A 19258-nucleotide genomic window follows, 5' to 3' on the forward strand; every position below is an offset into this window, starting at 1 on the left:
CTGGTGAGCGGTATACCTGTGAGTCATAAATATGCCTCTGAGGTATCACGCTCGTTGACGACCCCGCCGGCCAGGCCTGGGGAGTGCCTCTTCGGGGTGATCGACTCGATATCGGGGATGTCGCGGTGTCCGGGGCTTGCGGATGCCCCGATATCGGCGATACCGAGTCGATCAACCCGCAACCAGCCCATCCGGCGCGGCACCGGCCCGCCAGAACGGTCCGCCTGTGAGGCGTTGCGGTCGCTGGCGCGCGAACGGATCTTCCGCCGTCCGGGCCGCTCCCGGCTGGGCGCCGGCCGCCCGGGGACGCTACCGGCGGCGCCGCAGCAGGCCGATCAGATACGCCTCGGTCGGGTGCATAAGGTGCATAAGGGCGCGTGAGGGCGCGTGAGGGTCCGTGAGGGCGCGTGAGGGTCCGTGAGGGCGCGTGAGGGTCCGTGAGGGTGCGGCGGGGTGGGCAGCGTGGTCAGCCATCGACTCGGTATCGGCGATGTCGTGGTGTCCCGGGCGCAGGATGTCCGTTGTCGGCGATACGGAGTCGATCACCTCTCAGTGGCCGAGCCGAGCCGACAGTGCCCGGGGAGACACGCGCAAACGGGCCGGGCGGGCGAGGCCACTGGGTTGAGGCCGATGACTCAGAGGCATAAATATGACTCTGAGGTATACCGCTCTCGGGTGCGGATGCCGCCCGTGGCCGGCCCCGCTGCGAGCCAGCCGGGCAGCAGTCAGCAGCGGCGGGGTGCGGAAACGTCCATTCACGGACCGGACAAAAGGCCCATCCGCGTGGGGATCCGCTACGCCGGACCGCGGATGCACGAGTTCGTCCGTACCCGGCAGCGACCGTGCCTGAGTGGGATCAAACCTTCCGGGGCGTACGCCGGTTGCCGAACGACTCCATCGTGGTCGCCTTCTTGGCCGGCGCCGTGGTCGCTGACGTGGTGCGGGCCCGGGCCGACGCGGCCTTCTTGGCGGGCGCCTTCTTCGCGGGTGCCTTCTTCGGCGGAGCGTTCTTGGCGGCGGCGGCCTTCGCCGTCGGCCTGCGGGTGGGCGTGGCCGTGGTGGCGGAGACGTCCGTCTTCCGCGCGACGCGGGAAGTGGTCGGCGTGGGCTTTCCCCCGGGCGTCTTGGCCGCGCTCGCGCCGGTGGCCCGTTTCGTGGCGGCGGCGACCTTCTTCGCCGCCACCTTCCGGCTCGGCGGCATCTTCTTCGCACCGGTGGCCTTGCGAGACTCGGTCGTCCCGCGCGCCCGGACGGTCCTGCTGCCTGCGGCCATCCTCGCTCCTCCTCTGGTCTCGCCGGCACCGCCGGACAACGGGCGTGGCGGGTCGCCTGGGCCCGATCGGCGAGGTCTTCCCGGGCCTTCGCACGCCAAACACAGGTGGGGCGGTCCGACACGTCGGACCGCCCCACCTGTTCGCGAGAACTGATCAGAAACCGAGTACGGCACGCCCCCCGACCACCGGCAGCCGCAGCTCACTGTCGTTCGGCGCGACCCGCAGCTCGGTGCCGCCCAGCGGCAGCAGGGTGTACTCCTGGTCGCTGGAGAAGACGACGACCCCGATCCGGTGGCCCGCCGGGAAGATGTAGTCCTTCGGCTCCAGGGTCCACCGGTAGTCGTACAGCTTGCCCTGCTTCACCGGCTCGGTGCGGGCCGGACCCTTGCGATTCTGCGGGTCCATCCAGCCCCGGGTGACCACGGTCGGCGCGGCGGTCGAGCCGGCCGGGCCGTAGTCGACCAGGTACGCGGTGAGGTTCGCGTCCGGCTTGTTGTCGATCGCCATCCGCAGCCGCATCTCCGGGCGTCCGGAGATGCGGACGTCCTGGGTCAGCGCGGGGGAGCGGTAGGCGAGTCGGTTCGGGCTGGCGGTGTCCGGGTTGGACACCAGGGTGTCCGGGTGAATGGTTCGGCCCTCGTCGACGAAGCCCTGTTCCACCTTGGCCTTCGGCGGCTTACCCGTGGTGAGCGCCCCCGGGGCGGTCGCGTCGGTCGCGGCGAACCGCAAGCCGACCTCACGCGCTGCCGGGTCGGGCCAGTTGGCGTACGTGGTGTAGGCCCGGTCCTCGCGCTGCAGCACCGCGGTCGGCTCGTCCATGATCCCGTTGCGCACGTTCCACAGCCAGAAGTCGAACCAGCGGTTCTCCGTCTGCTTGTACGTCCACGTCCGACCGTCCGGCAGGGTCACCGACGCGCTGCTGCCCGGACCGCCGTGCCCGCCCTGGTGCAGCCAGATCTTGCGCGGGACATGGCGCTTGGCAAGCTCGTCCCACCAGCCGGCGAAGTGCTCGGTCTTGACGTTCCAGTCGTTCAGGCCGTGCACGACGAAGACGCTCGCCTCCACGTCCCGGGCGTCGAGGTAGTCGCGGTCCTTCCAGAACGTCGAGTAGTCGCCGGTGACCCGGTCCTGCTCCTCGGTGATCTTCGCGATCTCGTCGGCGCACTGCCCCTCGGCACGCGCCTGCCCAGCGGTGTACTGGGCCAGGATGTCGGTGTCCTCGCCCTGGTACGTCCCCGGGGCGACGACCAGACCGTTGGCGCGGTAGTAGTCGTACCAACTGCTGATCGCGGAGACCGGCACGATGGTCTTGAGGCCCCGGACGCCGGTGGTGGCCACCTGGTTGGGCAGCGTCCCGTTGTAGGAGACGCCGGTCATGCCGACCGCGCCGGTGGTCCAGCCGGCCGTGATCGGGGCGCCGTTGGCGTCGTACCCCTTCGCCCGACCGTTCAGCCAGTCGATGACAGCCTTGGTGCCGAGCGTCTCGGCCTGGTCGCCACTGGTCGGGCAGCCGTCCGAGTCGCCGGTGCCGACGCTCTGGCCGAGCACCACCGCGTACCCCCGCGGTACGTAGTAGTCGTCCAGCGAGCCGGGCAGGTTGGCCTTCGCCTGCGCCCGCTGCGCCTCCGCGCCGAGCGCCCGACGCCCGGAACGGTCGGACAAGCCGTTCTGCGGCAGGTCGTCGACCAGCACGCTCGGGTAGGGCACGTCGCCCCAGGTGCCCTTGCGGTACGGGCTGTGCTCGAAGATGACCGGCACCTTGAAGCCCTGGGTCGCCGTCTCCCGGGGCCGGGAGATGTCGATCGCCACCCGGTCGGGGCGGCCGTCGTGGTCGGTGTCCACCGGGGTCTGGACGTAGACGCGTTCCTCGATCGCGTCGGCGAGCGAGAACACCGGTTGGGTCATGCCGTCGCTGACCACGATGCCGGTCGGTGTGGGCGCCGCGGGCGGGGCCGCCGCCGCGGCCGGGGCTGCGCTCAACAGCAGGGCGCCGGACACACCGACGCCGAGTAGTGCCAAGGGGGTTCGACGCACGCGCGTTTCCCTTCGGTCGGGCTGGTTGCCGGGGGTCGGCCGAGTTGGATCTCGAAGATCCATTCAGGCCCATGCTAGGCCCGGGCGGACGTTCCGTCGATCCCTGCGAGTAAGGATCGGGAGTCGTTCCGCCTCTGACGAAAGCGCGGCCGGAGACCACGAAAATCACGCATACGCACATATGATCTTGCGGCCAGGCCGCGCCACGGGCGCGTCCGTCCACACAAGACGAGGAGCATCATGCTCAGAAAAACGCGGTGGCTGCTGGCCGTCGCCGTCACAGCCACGGCACTGACCGCCGTGCCGGGTGGTTCCGCCACGGCCGGCCCCAGCGGTGCCACTCCGGCGGCCGTACCCGCCCGCTCGACCGACGGTAAGACGCACACGGTCACCCTGCTGACCGGCGATGTGGTGACCGTACGCAGCACCGGAACGGGATGCGCGCGGGCCACGGTGCGACCGGTCGACCCGAACGCGGTGATCCGGCAGACCTGTGGGCCCGACGGCCACCTGCACGTCGTACCCGCACGTGTCGCGTCCCAGATCGGCTCGGTCCTCGACCCCGACCTCTTCGACGTCACCGCGCTGATCGCGGACGGCTACGACGACGAGAACACCTCGGAGCTGCCCGTCATCGTGCAGCCCGCCAACGCGTCCGCCCGGGTGGCGGCCCTCGGTGACGTGCTGTCGCTGCCGAGCATCGGCGCGGTGGCTGGCCACGTACCCAAGAAGAGCCCGGCCACCGCGAAGCTGGCGACGAACTCGCTGCTCGCCGGGGCCAAGAAGGTCTGGCTCGACCGCAAGGTCCGCGCCACCGCGCTGACCGGCGGACACGGCGACGGGCAGCACGGTGACCTGGACCGCAACCTGGGTCAGATCGCCGCACCGGACGCCTGGAAGGCCGGGTACACCGGCAAGGGGGCCCGGGTCGCGGTGCTCGACACCGGCGCCGACTTCACCCACCCGGACCTGGTCGGCCGGGTCGCCGACCGGGCCGACTTCACCGCCGAGGGCGGCGACGCCGTCGACCACAACGGTCACGGTACGCACGTCGCGTCGACCATCGCCGGCACCGGCGCTGCCGCCGGGGGCCAGCGTCGCGGCGTGGCGCCGGACGCCCAGCTGGTGATCGGCAAGGTACTCGACGATCACGGCTCCGGTGCGGACTCGGGGATCATCGCCGGCATGGAGTGGGCTGCCAGCCGGGCCGATGTCATCAACATGAGCCTCGGCGGCAGCGACCCGGACGACGGCAACGATCCGCTCTCGCTCGCCGTCGACGGCCTGAGCGAGCAGACCGGCGCGCTCTTCGTCATCGCCGCCGGCAACAGCGGCGGAGCCATCTCCTCGCCCGGGTCCGCGGCCAGCGCGCTGACCGTCGGCGCCGTCGACCGCGACGACAAGCTCGCCGAATTCTCCAGCCGTGGACCGCTGGTCACCAGCAACGTGGCCAAGCCGGAGCTGGTCGCGCCCGGCGTCGACATCGTCGCCGCCCGGGCCGCCGGCACCGACCTCCAGGACCCGATCGACAGGTACTACGAGGGCATCTCTGGCACCTCGATGGCCAGCCCGCACGCGGCGGGCGGTGCAGCGCTGCTCGCCCAGCGACACCCGGACTGGACCGGTGAGCAGCTCAAGGCCGCGCTCGTCGGTGCCGCCGACCCGCTGACCGGCGTCGACGCGTACGCCGTCGGGGCCGGTCGGCTCAACGCGGCCCGGGCCCTCGGCGGCCCGGTCAGCAACCAGCCGGTGGTCAACCTCGGCACCTTCGCGTACCCGCAGTCCGGGGCCAGCGAGGCGAAGCTAAGCTGGACCGGTGCGTCGACCTCGGCGACGGCCGTCCTCGACCTCGACGTCACGGTGATCGACCACGGCGGTGCGTCGGTGCCACGGGGCACGGCGTCGCTCTCGACGAGCCGGGTGACGCTCAAGCGGGGCGCCACCGCCGGGGCGACCCTCCGGATCAACCGCGCGGCGCTGACGAACCGGCCTGGCTTCTACCTGGCCACCGTCACCGCCCGCACCGCCGGCCGCAAGCTGGTCTCGACCACTCCGGTGAGCTTCTACGTCGAGCCGCCCAGCTATGACCTGGCGATCCACACGAAGCCACTGCCCGGCCTGGAGGAGGGCGCGGAGAGCTGGACCAACATTCTGGTCACCAACCTCACCGACCCGGTGATCTACTACGGTGGCCTCGGCGGCGCGCCCGGAGACACCTTCACCACGCGGGTGCCGGCCGGCCGGTACGCGATCCTCGCCTCCTCCGACGCCTACTACGTCGACAAGGATGTGCTGGAGACGACGCTCGTCGGTGAGACCGACCTGAACGTGAACGCCGCCCGGAGCGTGACGCTCGACCCGGCGCGCGCCAAGCCGGTGACGGCGACGGTCGACGGTGTCGCCGCCAACCCCACCCGGGTCGATCTCACCAGCCTCCAGACCGCGCCGAACGGGCTGTCCTGGTGGAACCAGATCAGCGGGTACGGGGCAGCGACGGCCGTCCGCACCTCCGCACTGCCGAAGCCCGGCATCGGATCGCGGCGCACCTGGGCGGCCGTGAATCTGGACTCGCCGGCCGGCACGGCCGACCCGTACCGCTACAACCTGGTTCACGAGTACGCGAACGGCGTGCCGGCCGATCCCGCGTACCGGGTGACCGCTGCGGAACAGTCGAAGCTGGCCCGGATCGACGAGCGTTTCCACCAGATGGACTCGCCGGGGATGGTCACCCAGCTGATCCGCACCGGCCTCACGCCGGACGGGGTGGGCGTGACCCAGACCCACGAGGGCAACCTGCCGCCGTACCGGACCGACTACGTCACGCCCGGCATCCTCTGGATGGACGAGGGCGTCTACGGCGGCCTGTCCGCCCAGGAGGCGCCCCGCAGCTACCGGCCGGGCAGTCGGCAGAGCAAGATCTGGGCGCGGCAGCCGCTGCACTCCGGCTGGTACGACGACCCGGCCGGCGCCGACTGGAGCTGCGCCACCCCACCGTCGCGGACCCGGGGCAATTTGCACATCGACCTGGCGTCCCTGGTGGACCAGCACCAGCGGGCCGACTGCCTCCAGGGCAGCTCGATCGGGGTGAACCGCAAGCTGTCGCTCTACCGCAACGGCAAGCTGGTCGAGGAGCGGGACCGCCCGCTCGCCGACTTCACCGTCCCGCAACAGGCGGCGGACTACCGGGTGACCCTCGACGTCGAAACGAGCCTGATCCTGCCGATCTCGACCAGGGTCACCACCTCGTGGACGTTCCGGTCCGCCGGGCCGGACGGAATCGGAAGCGTGCCGCTGCCGCTGCTCGCGGTCGACTACGCCCTGCCGATGGACACCGCCAACCACGCCACCGGAGGAACGGCGGAGTTCGCGGTTCGTCAGGCGCACGGCGTCAAGCCGCAGAAGGTGACCGCGTTCCAGGTCTGGACGTCGACCGACGACGGTGCCACCTGGAAGGCCGCCCGGGTCAGCCGCGGCGGTGACGGCTACCGGGCCGAGCTGCCGAAGGCCGCCGCCGGGAAGCCCGTCTCGCTGCGGGTGAAGGCCGCCGCGAACGGCGGTAGTGGTATCGACCAGACCATCATCCGGGCGTACAACGCCGGCTGATCGTCACCAGAGCTGGTGCGGCCCGGCCCTCCGACCGGGCCGCACCGGCATCCTCGACCGACCGGCGGTAATGTGCCGGCGGTGTCGATCCGGCCGGGTCTCGTTCGTCGTGACGGTGAACCGTGACGTCGACACGAGAGGCACCCACATGACGTCCTTGACCACTGCCCCCGAGCGGGCCGTGTCCGTCCAACGCCGCACCCGACTCCTCCTGAGCTGCGGCATGATCGCCGGCCTGCTCTTCCCAGTCCTGTCGTTCGGGCAGGCGTTCACCAGATCCGGGTTCGACCTGCGCCGCCACGCGTTGAGCGCGCTCACCCTCGGTGACCTCGGCTGGTTGCAGTTCGTCGCGTTCGTGGGCACCGGCCTGCTCGCCCTCGCCTTCGCGGTGGGCCTGTGGCGCGCACTGCGTCCGGGCCGGGCCGGCACGGCGGGGCCGGTGCTGGTCGGCGTCTACGGGGTGGCGATGGTCGGTGGCGGCATCTTCGTGCCCGACCCCGCGCTCGGCTGGCCGCCGGGCGCCCCCGCGGGACTTCCGGCGACGGCCAGCACGGGCAGCATCCTGCACACCGTCTGCGGCGCCGCGGCGTTCCTGTCGCTGATCGCGGCCGGTCTGCTGTTCGCCCGGCGGTTCGCCGGCCAGGGGCGGCGGGGCTGGGCGGTCTACAGCGCCGCCGGCGCGGTCCTCGCGTTCGTGCTCACGGCCCTGCCGTGGAGTGAGGAGAGCGCGAGCATCCGCTTCGCCGTCGGAGCGGTGATCATCTCGGGTTGGCTCGTCGCCCTCTCCTGGCGAGCGCGCCAGGAGGTGGCCTGACCGGCGTGGCGGCTCCTCGTCGTACGGGCGTGAGAGCATCCCGTCATGGCGACATCGAAAGAGCCGGTGACGGTCCCGACCGAGGTCAGCGTCGACGAATTCCTGGCCGCGGTTCCCGATGAGCGTAGGCGGGCCGACGCGGGGCGGCTCCGCGCGATCATGAGCGAGGTGACCGGCGAGCCGGCGGTGCTGTGGGGGTCGAGCATCGTCGGCTTCGGCAGCTACCACTACACCTACGACAGCGGGCGTACGGGCGACGCGCCACTGGTGGGCTTCTCGCCGCGCAAGCAGCATCTCGTCGTCTACCTGCTGGGTGGTTTCGAGGACCGGTACGCCGGGATCCTCGAACGGCTCGGCCCGCACCGCACCGGAAAGGGCTGCCTCTACCTGAAGCGGCTCGACACCGTCGACGAGAGCGCGTTGCGCGAGCTGATCGACCGCACCACGCGGGGGCATCGGGGCGTCGACCGGGCCAGCCAACGCTGACCCGGCCCCGCCCGGTCAGGTCACTGACCGGTCCAGACCGCCTTCGCGCCGGAGTCGCCGGTGCGGATCACGTAGTACAGGGCGACGCCCGCGGCCACCAGCGACAGCACCTGCAACGACAGGGTCAGCGCCCGGCCGTTGCCGCCGGTCGCGCTCGCCTCGGCGGCGTGGGGCGGCACGAACCGGACCAGCGCCAGCGCCACGATCGCCAGCCCGATGGTGGCCCAGAGCGTGATGTCGCCGAACTGCTGGTGGGCCTCGATCGTCGGCACGAACTCGGGAGTGACCCGGTTGGCCGACCGCATACGGTCGAAGAAGGCGTCACCGGAGAGTTTCGCGAACAGCGCGGCGAGCGGCGCGCCCACGGCGAGCAGCCCCAGCACCCAGCGGGTGTGCGGGCGGACGGGTGCGACGAGCGCGTAGGCCACGGTCAGGAGGGCCAGCAGCGGCACGAACACGACCGCGGCGTGCAGCACGAGAGGGTGGGCGGGGATGCCCATGAACTCCTCGAACACTGGCGTCTCCTCCGACGATGGCGGGCGGGGCATTGATCGTTCGGGGAAGGACGCTATCGGTACCGGCGGGGTGTGTCAGCCCCCGGTCGGCGAGTGCCCGGCCGGCCGGCGGCGATGGGTAGGGTGCGACGGTGGTCAAGGGACTGCTGCTCGACTTCTACGGCACGGTGGTCGAGGACGACGACGCACTGATGGCCGAGATCGCCGACCAGGTGGCCGCCCGGGCGTCGGTGCCGGTCTCCGGCCGCGAGGTCGTCGCGGCGTGGGGAGCGGAGTTCGAGGCGGTCGCGTCCGGGCCGCGGTTCCGCTCGTTGCGGGACAGCGCGATGACGAGTCTGGCCTCGGTGATGGCCGACGTCGGGTGCACGGGTGACCCGGCCGCCCTGTGCGCGGCACAGTTCAGGTACTGGCGCTCGCCGCCGCTGCGGCCCGGCACCCGCGAGTTCCTGTCCCGTGTCACGGTGCCGATCTGCCTCGTCTCCGACGTCGACACAGATGACCTGTGTGCGGCGACGGCCCACCACGGCCTGGCCTTCGCGGCCGTGGTGACCAGCGAGGGCACCGGCGCGTACAAGCCGGACCGGGCCATGTTCGGTCGGGCGCTCGCCGCCCTCGGGCTGGAGGCGCACGAGGTGCTGCACGTCGGTGACTCGCTCACCGCCGACGTGGCCGGGGCATCCGCGGCGGGCATCCGGGCCGTGTGGGTGAACCACCGGCGGCAGACCGCGCCGAGCGACGCCCCGATCGCGTACGAGATCGCCGACCTGTCCGAGCTGACCGAGGTCCTCCGATAGGCGGCACGACCGCCCGAGGAGGCCTCGACGGCTCGGGCGCCCTGGAGTCGGCCCTCAGCTACGGGAGCGGGGCAGGCAGTCCTTCTTGTACTTCAGGCCGGAGCCGCACCAGCAAAGGTCGTTGCGCTCCGGTGGCCAGGGGATTCGGGCGCTCGGTCGAGCCGCGAGCTCGCCCGCGTAGCCGGCCCGGATCCGGGGGTCGGTCGGATCGCCGTTGCCTCGGCTGGCATGGGAGTCCAGTCCGGCCACCGTCGCGCTGAGCACACCCAGACCGGTCCCGCCCGCGTTCGCCAGCCGGGTCAGCTCCTTCTCCAGCCGGGCCCGGTGCGCGTCCCAGTTCGACCCGTACGCCTCGGTCAGATCCGGGTGTTCGGCCAGCAGGCGGTCGAACTCGGGGCGGGGCCAGAAGAGCAGGTCCTGCTGAGCGCCCTCCCGTTGCGCGGCCCGACGGACGAGCTGGGTCTCCAGCCGGTCCGCCAGATCGTCGTGCCGGTCGTGCGGCAGGTTGAGGTCCCGGCGTACCCGGTGCCGCTGTTGCAGCAGGAAGAAGAGGACACCGGGCGATTCCGGCGGGCCGACCTCGACCGCGGGCTCGACGGCGGTGCTGGCCTGCGCCGGTGTGCCGGCGGCGGTGGCGCGCTCGCCGAGCAGGGTGTCGACCGCCTCGCTCAACCACTTCTCGGCGATCGCCGAACGACCACCGGAGTCCAGCGCCGCGCTCACGTAGGCGGGGGCGTCGGGCTGGACGAGCAGGAGCGGGCGGAGCGCGGTCAGCTCCGCCATCGCCTCGTCCTCCCGGCCGACGGCCTGGAACAGGGTCCGGGCCCGCAACGCTCGGGCGAACCCGGCCCGGGGGTCGTCCTCCGACGGGTACGCCGCCAGGGCGCGGTCCGCGTACCGGAGCGCGGCATCCGATCGTCCCCGGATCTCGGCGATCTCGGCGGCCAGCGTCAGCGCGTCCCCGGCGTCGTCCGGATCTTCCAGCCGGTCCTGCTCGACCGCGTCGGCGATCTCGGCCGCGACACCGAGCGGATTGGCCGTCCCGAGCGCCGAGCGGCGGAATTCGGCGAGGTCGGCCTTGGTGAGTACGTCTGTCGTCGGCACGATCTCACGCTACGTCGGGCTGCTCCCGGTGTGCCGGCAGATCCGCTGTAACGCCGCTCTCACGCCGCTCCCGGCGAAGATGACGGTCATCACCGCAGTGTCCGGCCCGCGCGGCCGTCACGCTCCGTGTCGACCGGCCAACGCCGGTCCCGGCGTACGGCTCCGGTCAGAACTCCTCGTACACCGCCGGGTCCTGGTCCGCGAGCCGACCGTCCGGACGGCCCAGAGCGGTGATGGCCTCGACCTCGCCGTCGGTGAGCTTGACAGCGAAGACGTCCAGGTTCTCCAGTTGCCGCTCGGGGGAGGCGGCCTTGGGCAGCGGGATCACCTGGCGGGTCACGTGCCAGGCGAGGATGGTCTGCGCCGGGCTGATGCCATGGGTGGCCGCGATCTCCACGACGACGGGGTGCTGCTGGACGTCGTTGCCCCGGCCCAGCGGGCTCCAGGCCTGCACGAGGATCCCGTGCGCCCGGTGGTAGTCGATCGCTTCCTGCTGCGGGAAGTACGGATGCACCTCGATCTGGTTGACCACCGGAGCGACCCCGGTCTCGGCCACCAGCCGGTCGATGTGCTCGGGCAGGAAGTTCGAGAGCCCGATGTGCCGGACCAGCCCACGTTCGCGGGCCTCGATCAGCGCCCGCCACGCCTGCACGTAGAGGTCGACCTTCGGGTTCGGCCAGTGGATCAAATACAGGTCGATCCGGTCGAGGCCGGTGCGGAACACGCTCTCCTCGATGGTGGTCAGCGCCTCGTCGTAGTGGTGGTGCCGTCCCGGCAGCTTCGAGGTGACGACCAGCTCGTCCCGTACGTCGCCCGCCGAACGGGCGGCCCGGCCCACCGCGCCCTCGTTCTCGTAGTTCACCGCCGAGTCGATCAACCGGTAACCCGCCCGGATCGCCTCGCCGATCGCGTCGACACCCGCCGAGCCGTTCAGTCGGTACGTCCCGAGCCCGATCGCCGGCAACGTGGTGCCGTCCGCGGCCGTCAGGTGGGGGATCGCCATGGTGAACTGCCTTTCGTCGACCGTGATCGGACCCTACCGCTTGTGCGCGAATCCGATCCACGTGGCGATCAGGTCGACAAGGATTGTCCCCGTGACGAGCGCCGACCCGCAGCGGGGATGGTCCGCCCGGACCGCCTGGGCCGGTCGGCTCAACGCTCCGCTGCGCTCGTTCCTGCGCACCGAGACCGGCGGCGCACGGGTGGTGCTGGTCGCTGCGGTGGTGGGGCTCCTGTGGGCCAACGTGCACGAGTCGTCGTACGAGTCGCTCTGGAGCACGTCCCTCTCCGTCCAGCTCAGCGACTGGCCCGTGTCGCACGACCTGCGTTACTGGATCAACAGCGGCCTCATGACGTTCTTCTTCCTGGTCGCCGGGCTGGAGCTGCGCCGCGAGTTCGATATCGGTGAGCTGCGGGAGCGGCGTCGGCTGGCGCTGCCGCTGCTGGCCGGGCTCGGCGGCATGCTCCTCCCGGTCGCGATCTACCTGGCGATCAACGCCGGCCAGACCAGCGCGGGCGGCTGGGGCGCGGTGATGGCCACGGACACGGCCCTCGCGCTCGGTGCGCTGGCCGTCTTCGGGCCGCGCTTCTCGAATCGGTTGCGGAGTTTCCTGCTGACGGTCTCCGTCATCGACGACCTGGTCGCGATCGCGGTGCTGGCGATCGCCTATCCGGAACATCCCTCGCCGACGGCGCTGCTCGCCGCTGCGGCGATCTTCGGCGTCGTGCTGCTCGTCCGGGCCTCTGGCGTGCGGTTCGGGCCGGTCTACGGGCTGCTGGGGGTGGCGGCCTGGGTCGCGGTCTCGGAGTCCGGTGTCGACCCGGTCGTGGTGGGCCTGGTGATGGGGTTGCTGTCCTTCGCCTACGCCCCCGGCCGCAGCGAACTCCAGCGGGCGAGCGACCAGTTCCGCCTCTTCCGGGAACAGCCCACCCCGCAGCTCGCCCGTTCGGCCCGGGCGGGGCTCGCCTCGGCGTTGTCGCCGAACGAGCGGTTGCAGACCCTCTACCACCCGTGGGCGAGCTACGTGGTCGTACCGCTCTTCGCGCTGGCGAACGTCGGGATCGTGATCGACGGTGATCTCCTGGCCAGGGCCGTGACCTCGCCGGTCACGCTCGGCGTCGTGGCGGCGTACCTGGTCGGCAAGCCGGCCGGGATCGCGGCCACCTCGTGGTTGGTGCAGCGACTGACACGCAACCGGCTCCGGCCGCCGGTGGGCTGGCTCGCCGTGGCCGGCGTCGGCACGGTCTCCGGCGTCGGGTTCACCGTCGCCCTCCTGATCGCCACCCATGCGCTGAGCGGCGAGGCCCTGGAAGAGGCGAAGCTCGGCATCCTGGTCGCGACGATCGGCGCGTCCGTCATCACCTGGCTGGTGTTCCGCTCTGCGGCCCGGCTCTCGCCGGCGCGGCACGCCCGCGCGCTGCTCGGCGTCGCCGAGGGCATCGTCGACCTGATGCTGCCGGTCGATCCGGAGCGCGACCACGTGCGCGGGCCGCGCGAGGCGCCGGTGACGGTCGTGGAGTACGGCGACTTCGAATGCCCCTACTGCGGGCAGGCCGAACCGGTGGTCCGGGAGCTGCTGGCCGACTTCGCCAACGTCCGGTACGTCTGGCGGCACCTGCCGCTGACCGACGTCCACCCGCATGCCCAACTCGCCGCCGAGGCGGCCGAGGCGGCGAGCGAGCAGGGCCGGTTCTGGGAGATGCACGACCTGCTGCTCGTGCACCAGGACGCTCTCAATCCCGAAGATGTGCTCGGCTACGCCGAACAGATCGGCCTGGACCTCGACCGGTTCCGGGAGCACATGGTCAAGTTCAAGGGTGTCGACCGGGTCGCCGAGGACGTCGACTCGGCCGACCTCAGCGGCGTCACCGGCACCCCGACCTTCTTCATCAACGGCCTTCGTCACCACGGCGCGTACGACATCGCCGCGCTCTCGGCGGCGGTGAAGTCGGCGTTCGCCAGCGCGAAGCTTCGCCCCGAGTACCACCGCCGCGATCCGGGGCGGTGACCCGCCGCTCGTGCACACCGCGAGCAGATGCCCTGGCCTGCGCGTGCGGTCTCGCCCGTCGGTCACGGTGACGGCGACGCCCAGGACCGCTTCCCACCGCGTCCGGCCGGTCGGTGTCGTGGGCGCGATACCTCACAGGCATAAATATGCCTCTGAGGTATCGCCCGTTGGCGAGCTGGCCGGGACTCCCAGCCGTCGTCCGGCGTGTCGTTGGGCCGGCGCCGCGGACCGCTCTGCACGACCGACCCCGCCAGCCGTGAACCCCGTCGAGAGGCAGGAAAGAGGTCTTGCGTGGGTCATCGTATACAACATACGCTCCCCAAATCGCCCACTCGAGGAGCTCCCCATGACGAACCTCTCCCTCAGCGAAACGAGCCTGCCCCGGCGCCGTTCACTCCGGGCCGCGGTGGCGGCGGTCGCTGTTGCCTGCGCGGTCGTTGCCTGCTCACCGGTGTCGGACGGCGGGGGTGACAACCAGTCCGGCGACAACCAGTCGGCAGGCCAGGATTCCTTCGGTACGCCGGCCGACCCCGCTGCCGTCAAGCAGGGTGGCAAGCTGGTCATCGCCCTCTCGGCGGAACCCGACGCGCTGGACCCGACACTGTCGCGCAGCCTCTACTCCCGCTACGTCTTCCAGGCCATGTGCCAGAAGCTCTACGACGTGAACGAGCAGGCGCAGGTCGTACCCCAGCTGGCGACCGCCCTGCCCACCACGAGCAGCGACGGCAAGACGGTCACCATCCCGCTGCGCCAGGGCGTCCGCTTCGCGGACGGGACGCCGTTCGACTCCGCCGCGGTCAAGGCCACCGTCCAGCGACACCTGACCCACGCCCGCTCGGCCCGCAAGAGCGAACTCGGTCCCATCGACGGCGTCGACACCCCCGACGCGCAGACCGTCGTCCTCCGGCTCAAGCAGCCGTTCGCGCCCCTGCTCGGCGCGCTCGCCGACCGCGCCGGCATGATCATGAGCACCAAGGCGTTGCAGGGCCTCGGCGACGACTTCGCCTCGGCGCCGGTCTGCGTCGGCCCGTTCAAGTTCGCCAAGCGGGTGCCGCAGAACTCCATCGACGTCGTGAAGGACCCGAACTACTACGAGGCCGACAAGGTCCACCTCGACGGCATCTCGTGGCGCATCCTCAGCGACGCCAGCATCCGCGCGGCCAACCTGCGCTCCGGTGACGCCCAGGTCGCCGACAGCGTCTCCACCCAGGACGTCGCCTCCCTGCGGCAGGACTCCTCGGTCTCCGTCCTGCAGTCGCAGTCCCTCGGCTACCAGGGCCTCACCATCAACATCGGCAACGTCGACGGGGTCCGCACCCCGCCCAAGCCGATCAACCGCCCTCTCGCCCAGAACGCCAAGGTCCGGCAGGCATTCGAGCACGCGATCGACCGCAAGGCCCTGGTCGACGCGGTCTTCAACGGCATCCACACCGCCGCCTGCTCACCCATCTCTCCCGCCAGCCCGTTCTCGTCGCCCGAGGCGCAGGCCTGCCCGGCGCACGACCCCGCCAAGGCCAAGCAGCTCCTCGCCGAGGCGGGCGTCCAGACCCCGTACACCGTCACGCTCCTCGCGTCGAACACGCCCGACACGCTGCGGCTCGCGCAGGCGCTCCAGTCCATGCTCAAGGACGGCGGGTTCGATCTGAAGATCAACCCGGTGGAGTACTCCTCGCTCCTCGACGAGCAGGACCGCGGCAACTTCGAGCTGCTGCAGCTCGGGTGGAGCGGGCGGATCGACCCGGACGCCAACATCACGAACTTCGTCGGCACCACCGCGAGCCAGAACGTCGCCGGCTACAGCAACCCGCAGCTCGACGCCCTGCTGACCCAGGCCCGCCAGTCCGGTGACACCGAGGAGCGCAAGAAGCTGTACGGGCAGGTGGTCACGCTGCTCCAGCAGGACGACGCGCTGATCTACCTCTACCGGCAGCGCAACCTCACGGCCGTCAGCAAGCAGATCCAGGGCCTGCAGGTCTTCCCGGACGGCGTGATCCGCGCGGCCTTCGCCGGATTCACCAAGTAGGTCGCCGTGGCCCGATATCTCCTCACCCGCGCCTGGCAGTCGGCGCTGACCCTGCTGTTGTCGACGATCGTGGTGTTCTTCGGTGTACGGGCGCTCCCCGGTGATCCGGCCCTCGCGCTGGCCGGGGAGGACCGGTCGCCGGAGGCCCTCGAAGCCATCCGTCGGCACTACGGGCTGGACCAGCCGCTGCCAGTGCAGTTCGCGCAGTACGTGGAACGCATGGTGCAGGGCGACTTCGGGGTGTCGATCCGCACCGGTACGCCGGTCTCGTCGATGCTCACGACCGCCCTGCCGGTGACCGTTGAACTCTCCGTCCTGGCGATCCTGCTCGCCACGGCGCTCGGTGTCGGCGCCGGGGTGCTCGCGGCGGTCCGCCGCGGGCGCCCGGCGGAGTGGGTGGCCAACGGCATGGCCCTGATCGGCCTGTCGGTGCCGCACTTCTGGCTCGGGCTGCTCGCGATCCTGTACCTGTCCGTGGCGACCGGGTTGTTTCCCGCCTCCGGCTTCGTGCCGATTCTGGAGGATCCGGTGGACAACCTGCACCACATCGTCCTGCCGGCGGTGATCCTCGGGACCGGCCTCGCCGCCATCATCATGCGGCAGACCCGGTCGGCGATGCTCGACTCGCTCTCCTCGGACTACGTACGGACGGCGAAGGCGAAGGGCCTGCGGCCGCGAGCCGTCATCACCCAGCACGCCCTGCGGAACAGCCTGATCGTGGTGGTGACCGTCGTGGGCCTCCAGCTCGGGGGCCTGATCTCGGGTGCCGTCGTCACCGAGCAGATCTTCGGGCTGCCGGGCTTCGGCAAGATGACCATCGACGCGGTGTTCCAGCGGGACTACCCGGTGATCCAGGCCGTCGTGCTGCTCACCGCGACGGCGTACATCGTGATCAACTTCCTCGTTGACCTGCTCTACTCGGTCATCGATCCACGCATCCGGGTGACGGGAGATCCGGCATGACCGTCCTCACCGTTCCCATGGCGGAGACCGGTGCCGCCAGCATCACCCGACGTACGCGAGTTCTGCGGCGGCTGCGACGCAACCCGCTCGCCGTCGTGAGCTTCGTCGTGCTGGCGCTCGCCGCCGCCATCGCGCTGCTCTCGCCCTGGATCGCGCCCTACTCCGTCGACCAGACCGATTTCGCCCGTACGTTCGCGCCTCCCGGCACCCCCGGCCACCTGCTCGGCACCGACGACCTCGGCCGGGACGTGCTGTCCCGGATCATGCTCGGGGCGCGGGCGTCGCTCCAGGTGGGACTGCTGGCGGTGGCCACCTCCCTGGTCATCGGTGTCCCGCTTGGTCTCGCCGCCGGCTACTTCCGGGCCTGGGACGCCGTGATCTCACGGTTCACCGACCTGCTCCTGGCGTTCCCGTTTCTGATCATGGCGGTCGGGCTGGCGGCCATCCGGGGCGCCAGCCTCGGCAACGCCGCCGTGGCCATCGGCATCGCCCAGATCCCCGGGGTGATCCGGGTGGTCCGCTCGGACACGCTCCGGCTCAAGTCGCTGGACTTCGTCGCCGCCGCGGTCGTGGACGGCGCGAGCGACCTGTGGGTGCTGGCCCGGCACATCCTGCCGAACGCGACATCGGTGATCCTGGTGCAGGCGACGGTCGCGATCCCGGCCGCGATCCTGGGCGAGGCGGTGCTCTCGTTCCTCGGCCTCGGCATCCAACCTCCGTCCCCCAGCCTCGGCACCATGCTGGCCACGGCCCAGCAGTTCGCCGCCCGAGCCCCGTGGGCGGCGGTCCTGCCCGGCGTCGTGATCATGGGACTGGCGCTCGCGTTCAACGTCTTCGGCGACGCGCTCCGGGACGCCCTCGACCCGAAGGGAGACCGGCGATGACCACGGCCGAACGGGCGGGAGCCGCCGCGACGGTCGCCACACCCGTCCTGGCGGTACGCGACCTCTCGGTCTCATTCCCCACCGAGACCGGGAACGTCTCGGCGGTCGACGGGGTCAGTCTGGACCTCGCACCCGGAGAGATCGTCGGGATGGTGGGTGAGTCGGGGTGCGGAAAGAGCGTCACCGCCATGAGCATCGCGGGCCTGCTCCCCGGCAGCGCCCGGATCTCCGGATCGGTGCGGCTGAACGGCACCGAACTCGTCGGCACCCGCGAGGCGGCGCTTCGCCGCGTACGCGGCAAGGAGATCGCCTACATCTTCCAGGAGCCCATGACGTCGCTCAATCCCGTGCTCACCGTCGGGCGTCAGATCGGGGAGGTGCTCCAGGTCCACGAACGGATGTCCCGCCGGGCCGCCCGGGCACGCGCCGTCGAACTGTTGACGCTCGTCGGGATCCCGTCCGCCGCGAAACGCGTCGACAACTATCCGCACCAGCTCTCCGGCGGCATGCGCCAACGCGTGATGATCGCGATGGCGGTGGCCTGCGGCCCCAAGGTGCTGGTGGCCGACGAACCGACCACCGCGCTGGACGTCACGGTCCAGGCCGGCATCCTCCAGGTGCTCCGGGACCTGCGCGACCGGCTCGGCACGAGCATCCTCGTCATCACGCACGACCTCGGCGTGATCGCCGACATCGCGGACCGCGTCGTCGTCATGTACGCCGGGCGGGTGGTGGAGCGCGCGGCGGTCACCGACCTGTTCGCGCACCCGTACCACCGGTACACGGCCGGGCTCCTGTCGGCGTCACCGACGCCCGGCAGGCACGCGGGCACCGACCGTCTCCAGGAGATACCCGGTCTGGTGCCCGTCCTGTCGGTCCAGCCGGACGTGTGCACCTTCGCCGACCGGTGCCCCGCCGCGGACGGGCGGTGCCGCGAGTCCGCGCCGCCCCTGGAGGTGGTGGCCGCCGGCAGCACCGACCACCTCGCGGCATGCTGGCACCCGTGCCCGTCACCCCGATCCGACGTTGAGGAGGCGCACCGATGACGGCCCAGCCGGACGCCCTGGTGATCGAGGACCTGGTGATGCACTTCGGCCCGGTCCGCGCCGTGGACGGGGTGTCCCTCACGATTCCGAGGGGCCGGGTGACGGCCCTGGTGGGGGAGAGCGGCTCCGGAAAATCGACGGTCGGCCGATGCGTGGTGCGGCTCGTGGAGCCGACCGCGGGTGTGGTCCGGATCGCCGGGACGGACGTCACGCACCTGTCCCGGCGACAGCTACGCCCACACCGCGGTGCGGTGTCGATCGTCTTCCAGGACCCGGCCGCCTCACTGGACCCCCGGATGCTGGTGGGCGAGGTCGTGGCCGAGCCGTTGCGGCTGGCCGGGAAGCGGATCCCGCGGCGCGACCGGGAGGCCCGGGTCGCCACGGAGCTCGAACGGGTGGGTCTGCGCGCCGAGGTGGCGCGCCGCTATCCCCATGAGCTCTCCGGCGGGCAACGCCAGCGGGTCAGCATCGCGCGGGCCCTGATCTCCGAGCCACGGTTGCTCATCGCGGACGAACCGACGAGCGCGCTCGACGTGTCGGTGCAGGCGTCGGTGCTCAACCTCCTCGCCGACCTGCAACGCGACATCGGGTTCGCCTGCCTCTTCATCACCCACGACCTGTCCGCCGTCGAGTACCTGGCGGACGACATCGCTGTCATGTACCTGGGTCAGCTCGTCGAGAAGGGCTCGCGCGATGCTGACCCGCTGGCG

Annotated in this window: 15 protein-coding genes; 10 read left to right on the forward strand and 5 right to left on the reverse strand. The window is 71.3% G+C overall.

Annotated elements, in window-relative coordinates; all coding sequences use genetic code 11:
* Positions 1–856: 856 nt before the first annotated feature.
* Positions 857–1273, reverse strand: coding sequence for a hypothetical protein (locus tag EAD89_RS30360; RefSeq protein ID WP_158610694.1), 417 nt, complete (start codon positions 1271–1273; stop codon positions 857–859).
* Between the two features lie 154 nt (positions 1274–1427).
* On the reverse strand, positions 1428–3308 hold the full coding sequence (locus EAD89_RS01890; RefSeq protein WP_233578104.1) for a Xaa-Pro dipeptidyl-peptidase: 1881 nt from the start codon (positions 3306–3308) through the stop codon (positions 1428–1430).
* A gap of 240 nt (positions 3309–3548) precedes the next feature.
* Here EAD89_RS01890 and EAD89_RS01895 point away from each other — a divergent pair, with 240 nt between their 5' ends.
* From EAD89_RS01895 to EAD89_RS01905, 3 genes are all read left to right on the forward strand, one after another.
* Entirely contained in the window at positions 3549–6911 is a 3363-nt protein-coding gene (locus EAD89_RS01895; protein WP_121674462.1) for a S8 family serine peptidase, read from the forward strand.
* A gap of 157 nt (positions 6912–7068) precedes the next feature.
* A complete protein-coding gene (locus tag EAD89_RS01900) occupies positions 7069–7725 on the forward strand; it encodes a DUF998 domain-containing protein (protein WP_158610695.1) in 657 nt (218 codons plus the stop codon).
* A 45-nt stretch (positions 7726–7770) separates the two neighbouring features.
* Positions 7771–8211 (forward strand): DUF1801 domain-containing protein, encoded by a 441-nt coding sequence (locus EAD89_RS01905; protein WP_121674464.1) that lies wholly within the window; start codon positions 7771–7773, stop codon positions 8209–8211.
* 20 nt (positions 8212–8231) lie between these two features.
* On the opposite strand, the gene EAD89_RS01910 is transcribed toward EAD89_RS01905, so the two are convergent.
* Positions 8232–8726 (reverse strand): DUF2231 domain-containing protein, encoded by a 495-nt coding sequence (locus tag EAD89_RS01910; protein ID WP_121674465.1) that lies wholly within the window; start codon positions 8724–8726, stop codon positions 8232–8234.
* A gap of 131 nt (positions 8727–8857) precedes the next feature.
* Here EAD89_RS01910 and EAD89_RS01915 point away from each other — a divergent pair, with 131 nt between their 5' ends.
* Positions 8858–9520: an HAD family hydrolase gene (locus EAD89_RS01915; protein ID WP_121674466.1), complete on the forward strand. Its 663-nt coding sequence runs from the start codon at positions 8858–8860 to the stop codon at positions 9518–9520.
* Between the two features lie 54 nt (positions 9521–9574).
* On the opposite strand, the gene EAD89_RS01920 is transcribed toward EAD89_RS01915, so the two are convergent.
* Both EAD89_RS01920 and EAD89_RS01925 read right to left on the reverse strand, forming a co-directional pair.
* Entirely contained in the window at positions 9575–10624 is a 1050-nt protein-coding gene (locus tag EAD89_RS01920; protein WP_121674467.1) for an SEC-C domain-containing protein, read from the reverse strand.
* Between the two features lie 166 nt (positions 10625–10790).
* The gene (locus EAD89_RS01925; protein WP_121674468.1) at positions 10791–11627 is read right to left on the reverse strand and encodes an aldo/keto reductase; all 837 of its coding nucleotides are present in this window, start codon (positions 11625–11627) and stop codon (positions 10791–10793) included.
* Positions 11628–11718: 91 nt separating this feature from the next.
* Between EAD89_RS01925 and nhaA the strand changes: the two genes are divergently transcribed.
* The 6 genes from nhaA to EAD89_RS01955 form a co-directional block, all read left to right on the forward strand.
* Positions 11719–13632, forward strand: coding sequence for a Na+/H+ antiporter NhaA (gene nhaA, locus EAD89_RS01930; protein WP_121674469.1), 1914 nt, complete (start codon positions 11719–11721; stop codon positions 13630–13632).
* Between the two features lie 346 nt (positions 13633–13978).
* Positions 13979–15655: an ABC transporter substrate-binding protein gene (locus EAD89_RS01935; RefSeq protein ID WP_121674470.1), complete on the forward strand. Its 1677-nt coding sequence runs from the start codon at positions 13979–13981 to the stop codon at positions 15653–15655.
* A 6-nt stretch (positions 15656–15661) separates the two neighbouring features.
* A complete protein-coding gene (locus tag EAD89_RS01940) occupies positions 15662–16618 on the forward strand; it encodes an ABC transporter permease (RefSeq protein WP_121656028.1) in 957 nt (318 codons plus the stop codon).
* Positions 16615–17502 (forward strand): ABC transporter permease, encoded by an 888-nt coding sequence (locus EAD89_RS01945; protein ID WP_121674471.1) that lies wholly within the window; start codon positions 16615–16617, stop codon positions 17500–17502. Before EAD89_RS01940 ends, EAD89_RS01945 begins: the two co-directional genes overlap by 4 nt.
* On the forward strand, positions 17499–18548 hold the full coding sequence (locus tag EAD89_RS01950) for an ABC transporter ATP-binding protein (RefSeq protein WP_121674472.1): 1050 nt from the start codon (positions 17499–17501) through the stop codon (positions 18546–18548). The genes EAD89_RS01945 and EAD89_RS01950 overlap by 4 nt, the downstream gene beginning before the upstream one ends.
* Positions 18545–19258, forward strand: a 714-nt coding sequence (locus tag EAD89_RS01955) for a dipeptide/oligopeptide/nickel ABC transporter ATP-binding protein (protein ID WP_147458731.1), incomplete at its 3' end; no start/stop codon positions are given. The genes EAD89_RS01950 and EAD89_RS01955, both read left to right, overlap by 4 nt.

Origin of the sequence: Micromonospora sp. BL4, from assembly GCF_003667505.1 — a bacterium.
GTDB lineage: Bacteria > Actinomycetota > Actinomycetes > Mycobacteriales > Micromonosporaceae > Micromonospora.

Coding starts and splice junctions, on each gene's coding strand:
- EAD89_RS30360 (WP_158610694.1), bottom strand. CDS start 1,273: ATGGCCGCAGGCAGCAGGACCGTCCGGGCGCGCGGGACGACCGAGTCT.
- EAD89_RS01895 (WP_121674462.1), top strand. CDS start 3,549: ATGCTCAGAAAAACGCGGTGGCTGCTGGCCGTCGCCGTCACAGCCACG.
- EAD89_RS01905 (WP_121674464.1), top strand. CDS start 7,771: ATGGCGACATCGAAAGAGCCGGTGACGGTCCCGACCGAGGTCAGCGTC.
- EAD89_RS01925 (WP_121674468.1), bottom strand. CDS start 11,627: ATGGCGATCCCCCACCTGACGGCCGCGGACGGCACCACGTTGCCGGCG.
- EAD89_RS01935 (WP_121674470.1), top strand. CDS start 13,979: ATGACGAACCTCTCCCTCAGCGAAACGAGCCTGCCCCGGCGCCGTTCA.
- EAD89_RS01945 (WP_121674471.1), top strand. CDS start 16,615: ATGACCGTCCTCACCGTTCCCATGGCGGAGACCGGTGCCGCCAGCATC.
- EAD89_RS01950 (WP_121674472.1), top strand. CDS start 17,499: ATGACCACGGCCGAACGGGCGGGAGCCGCCGCGACGGTCGCCACACCC.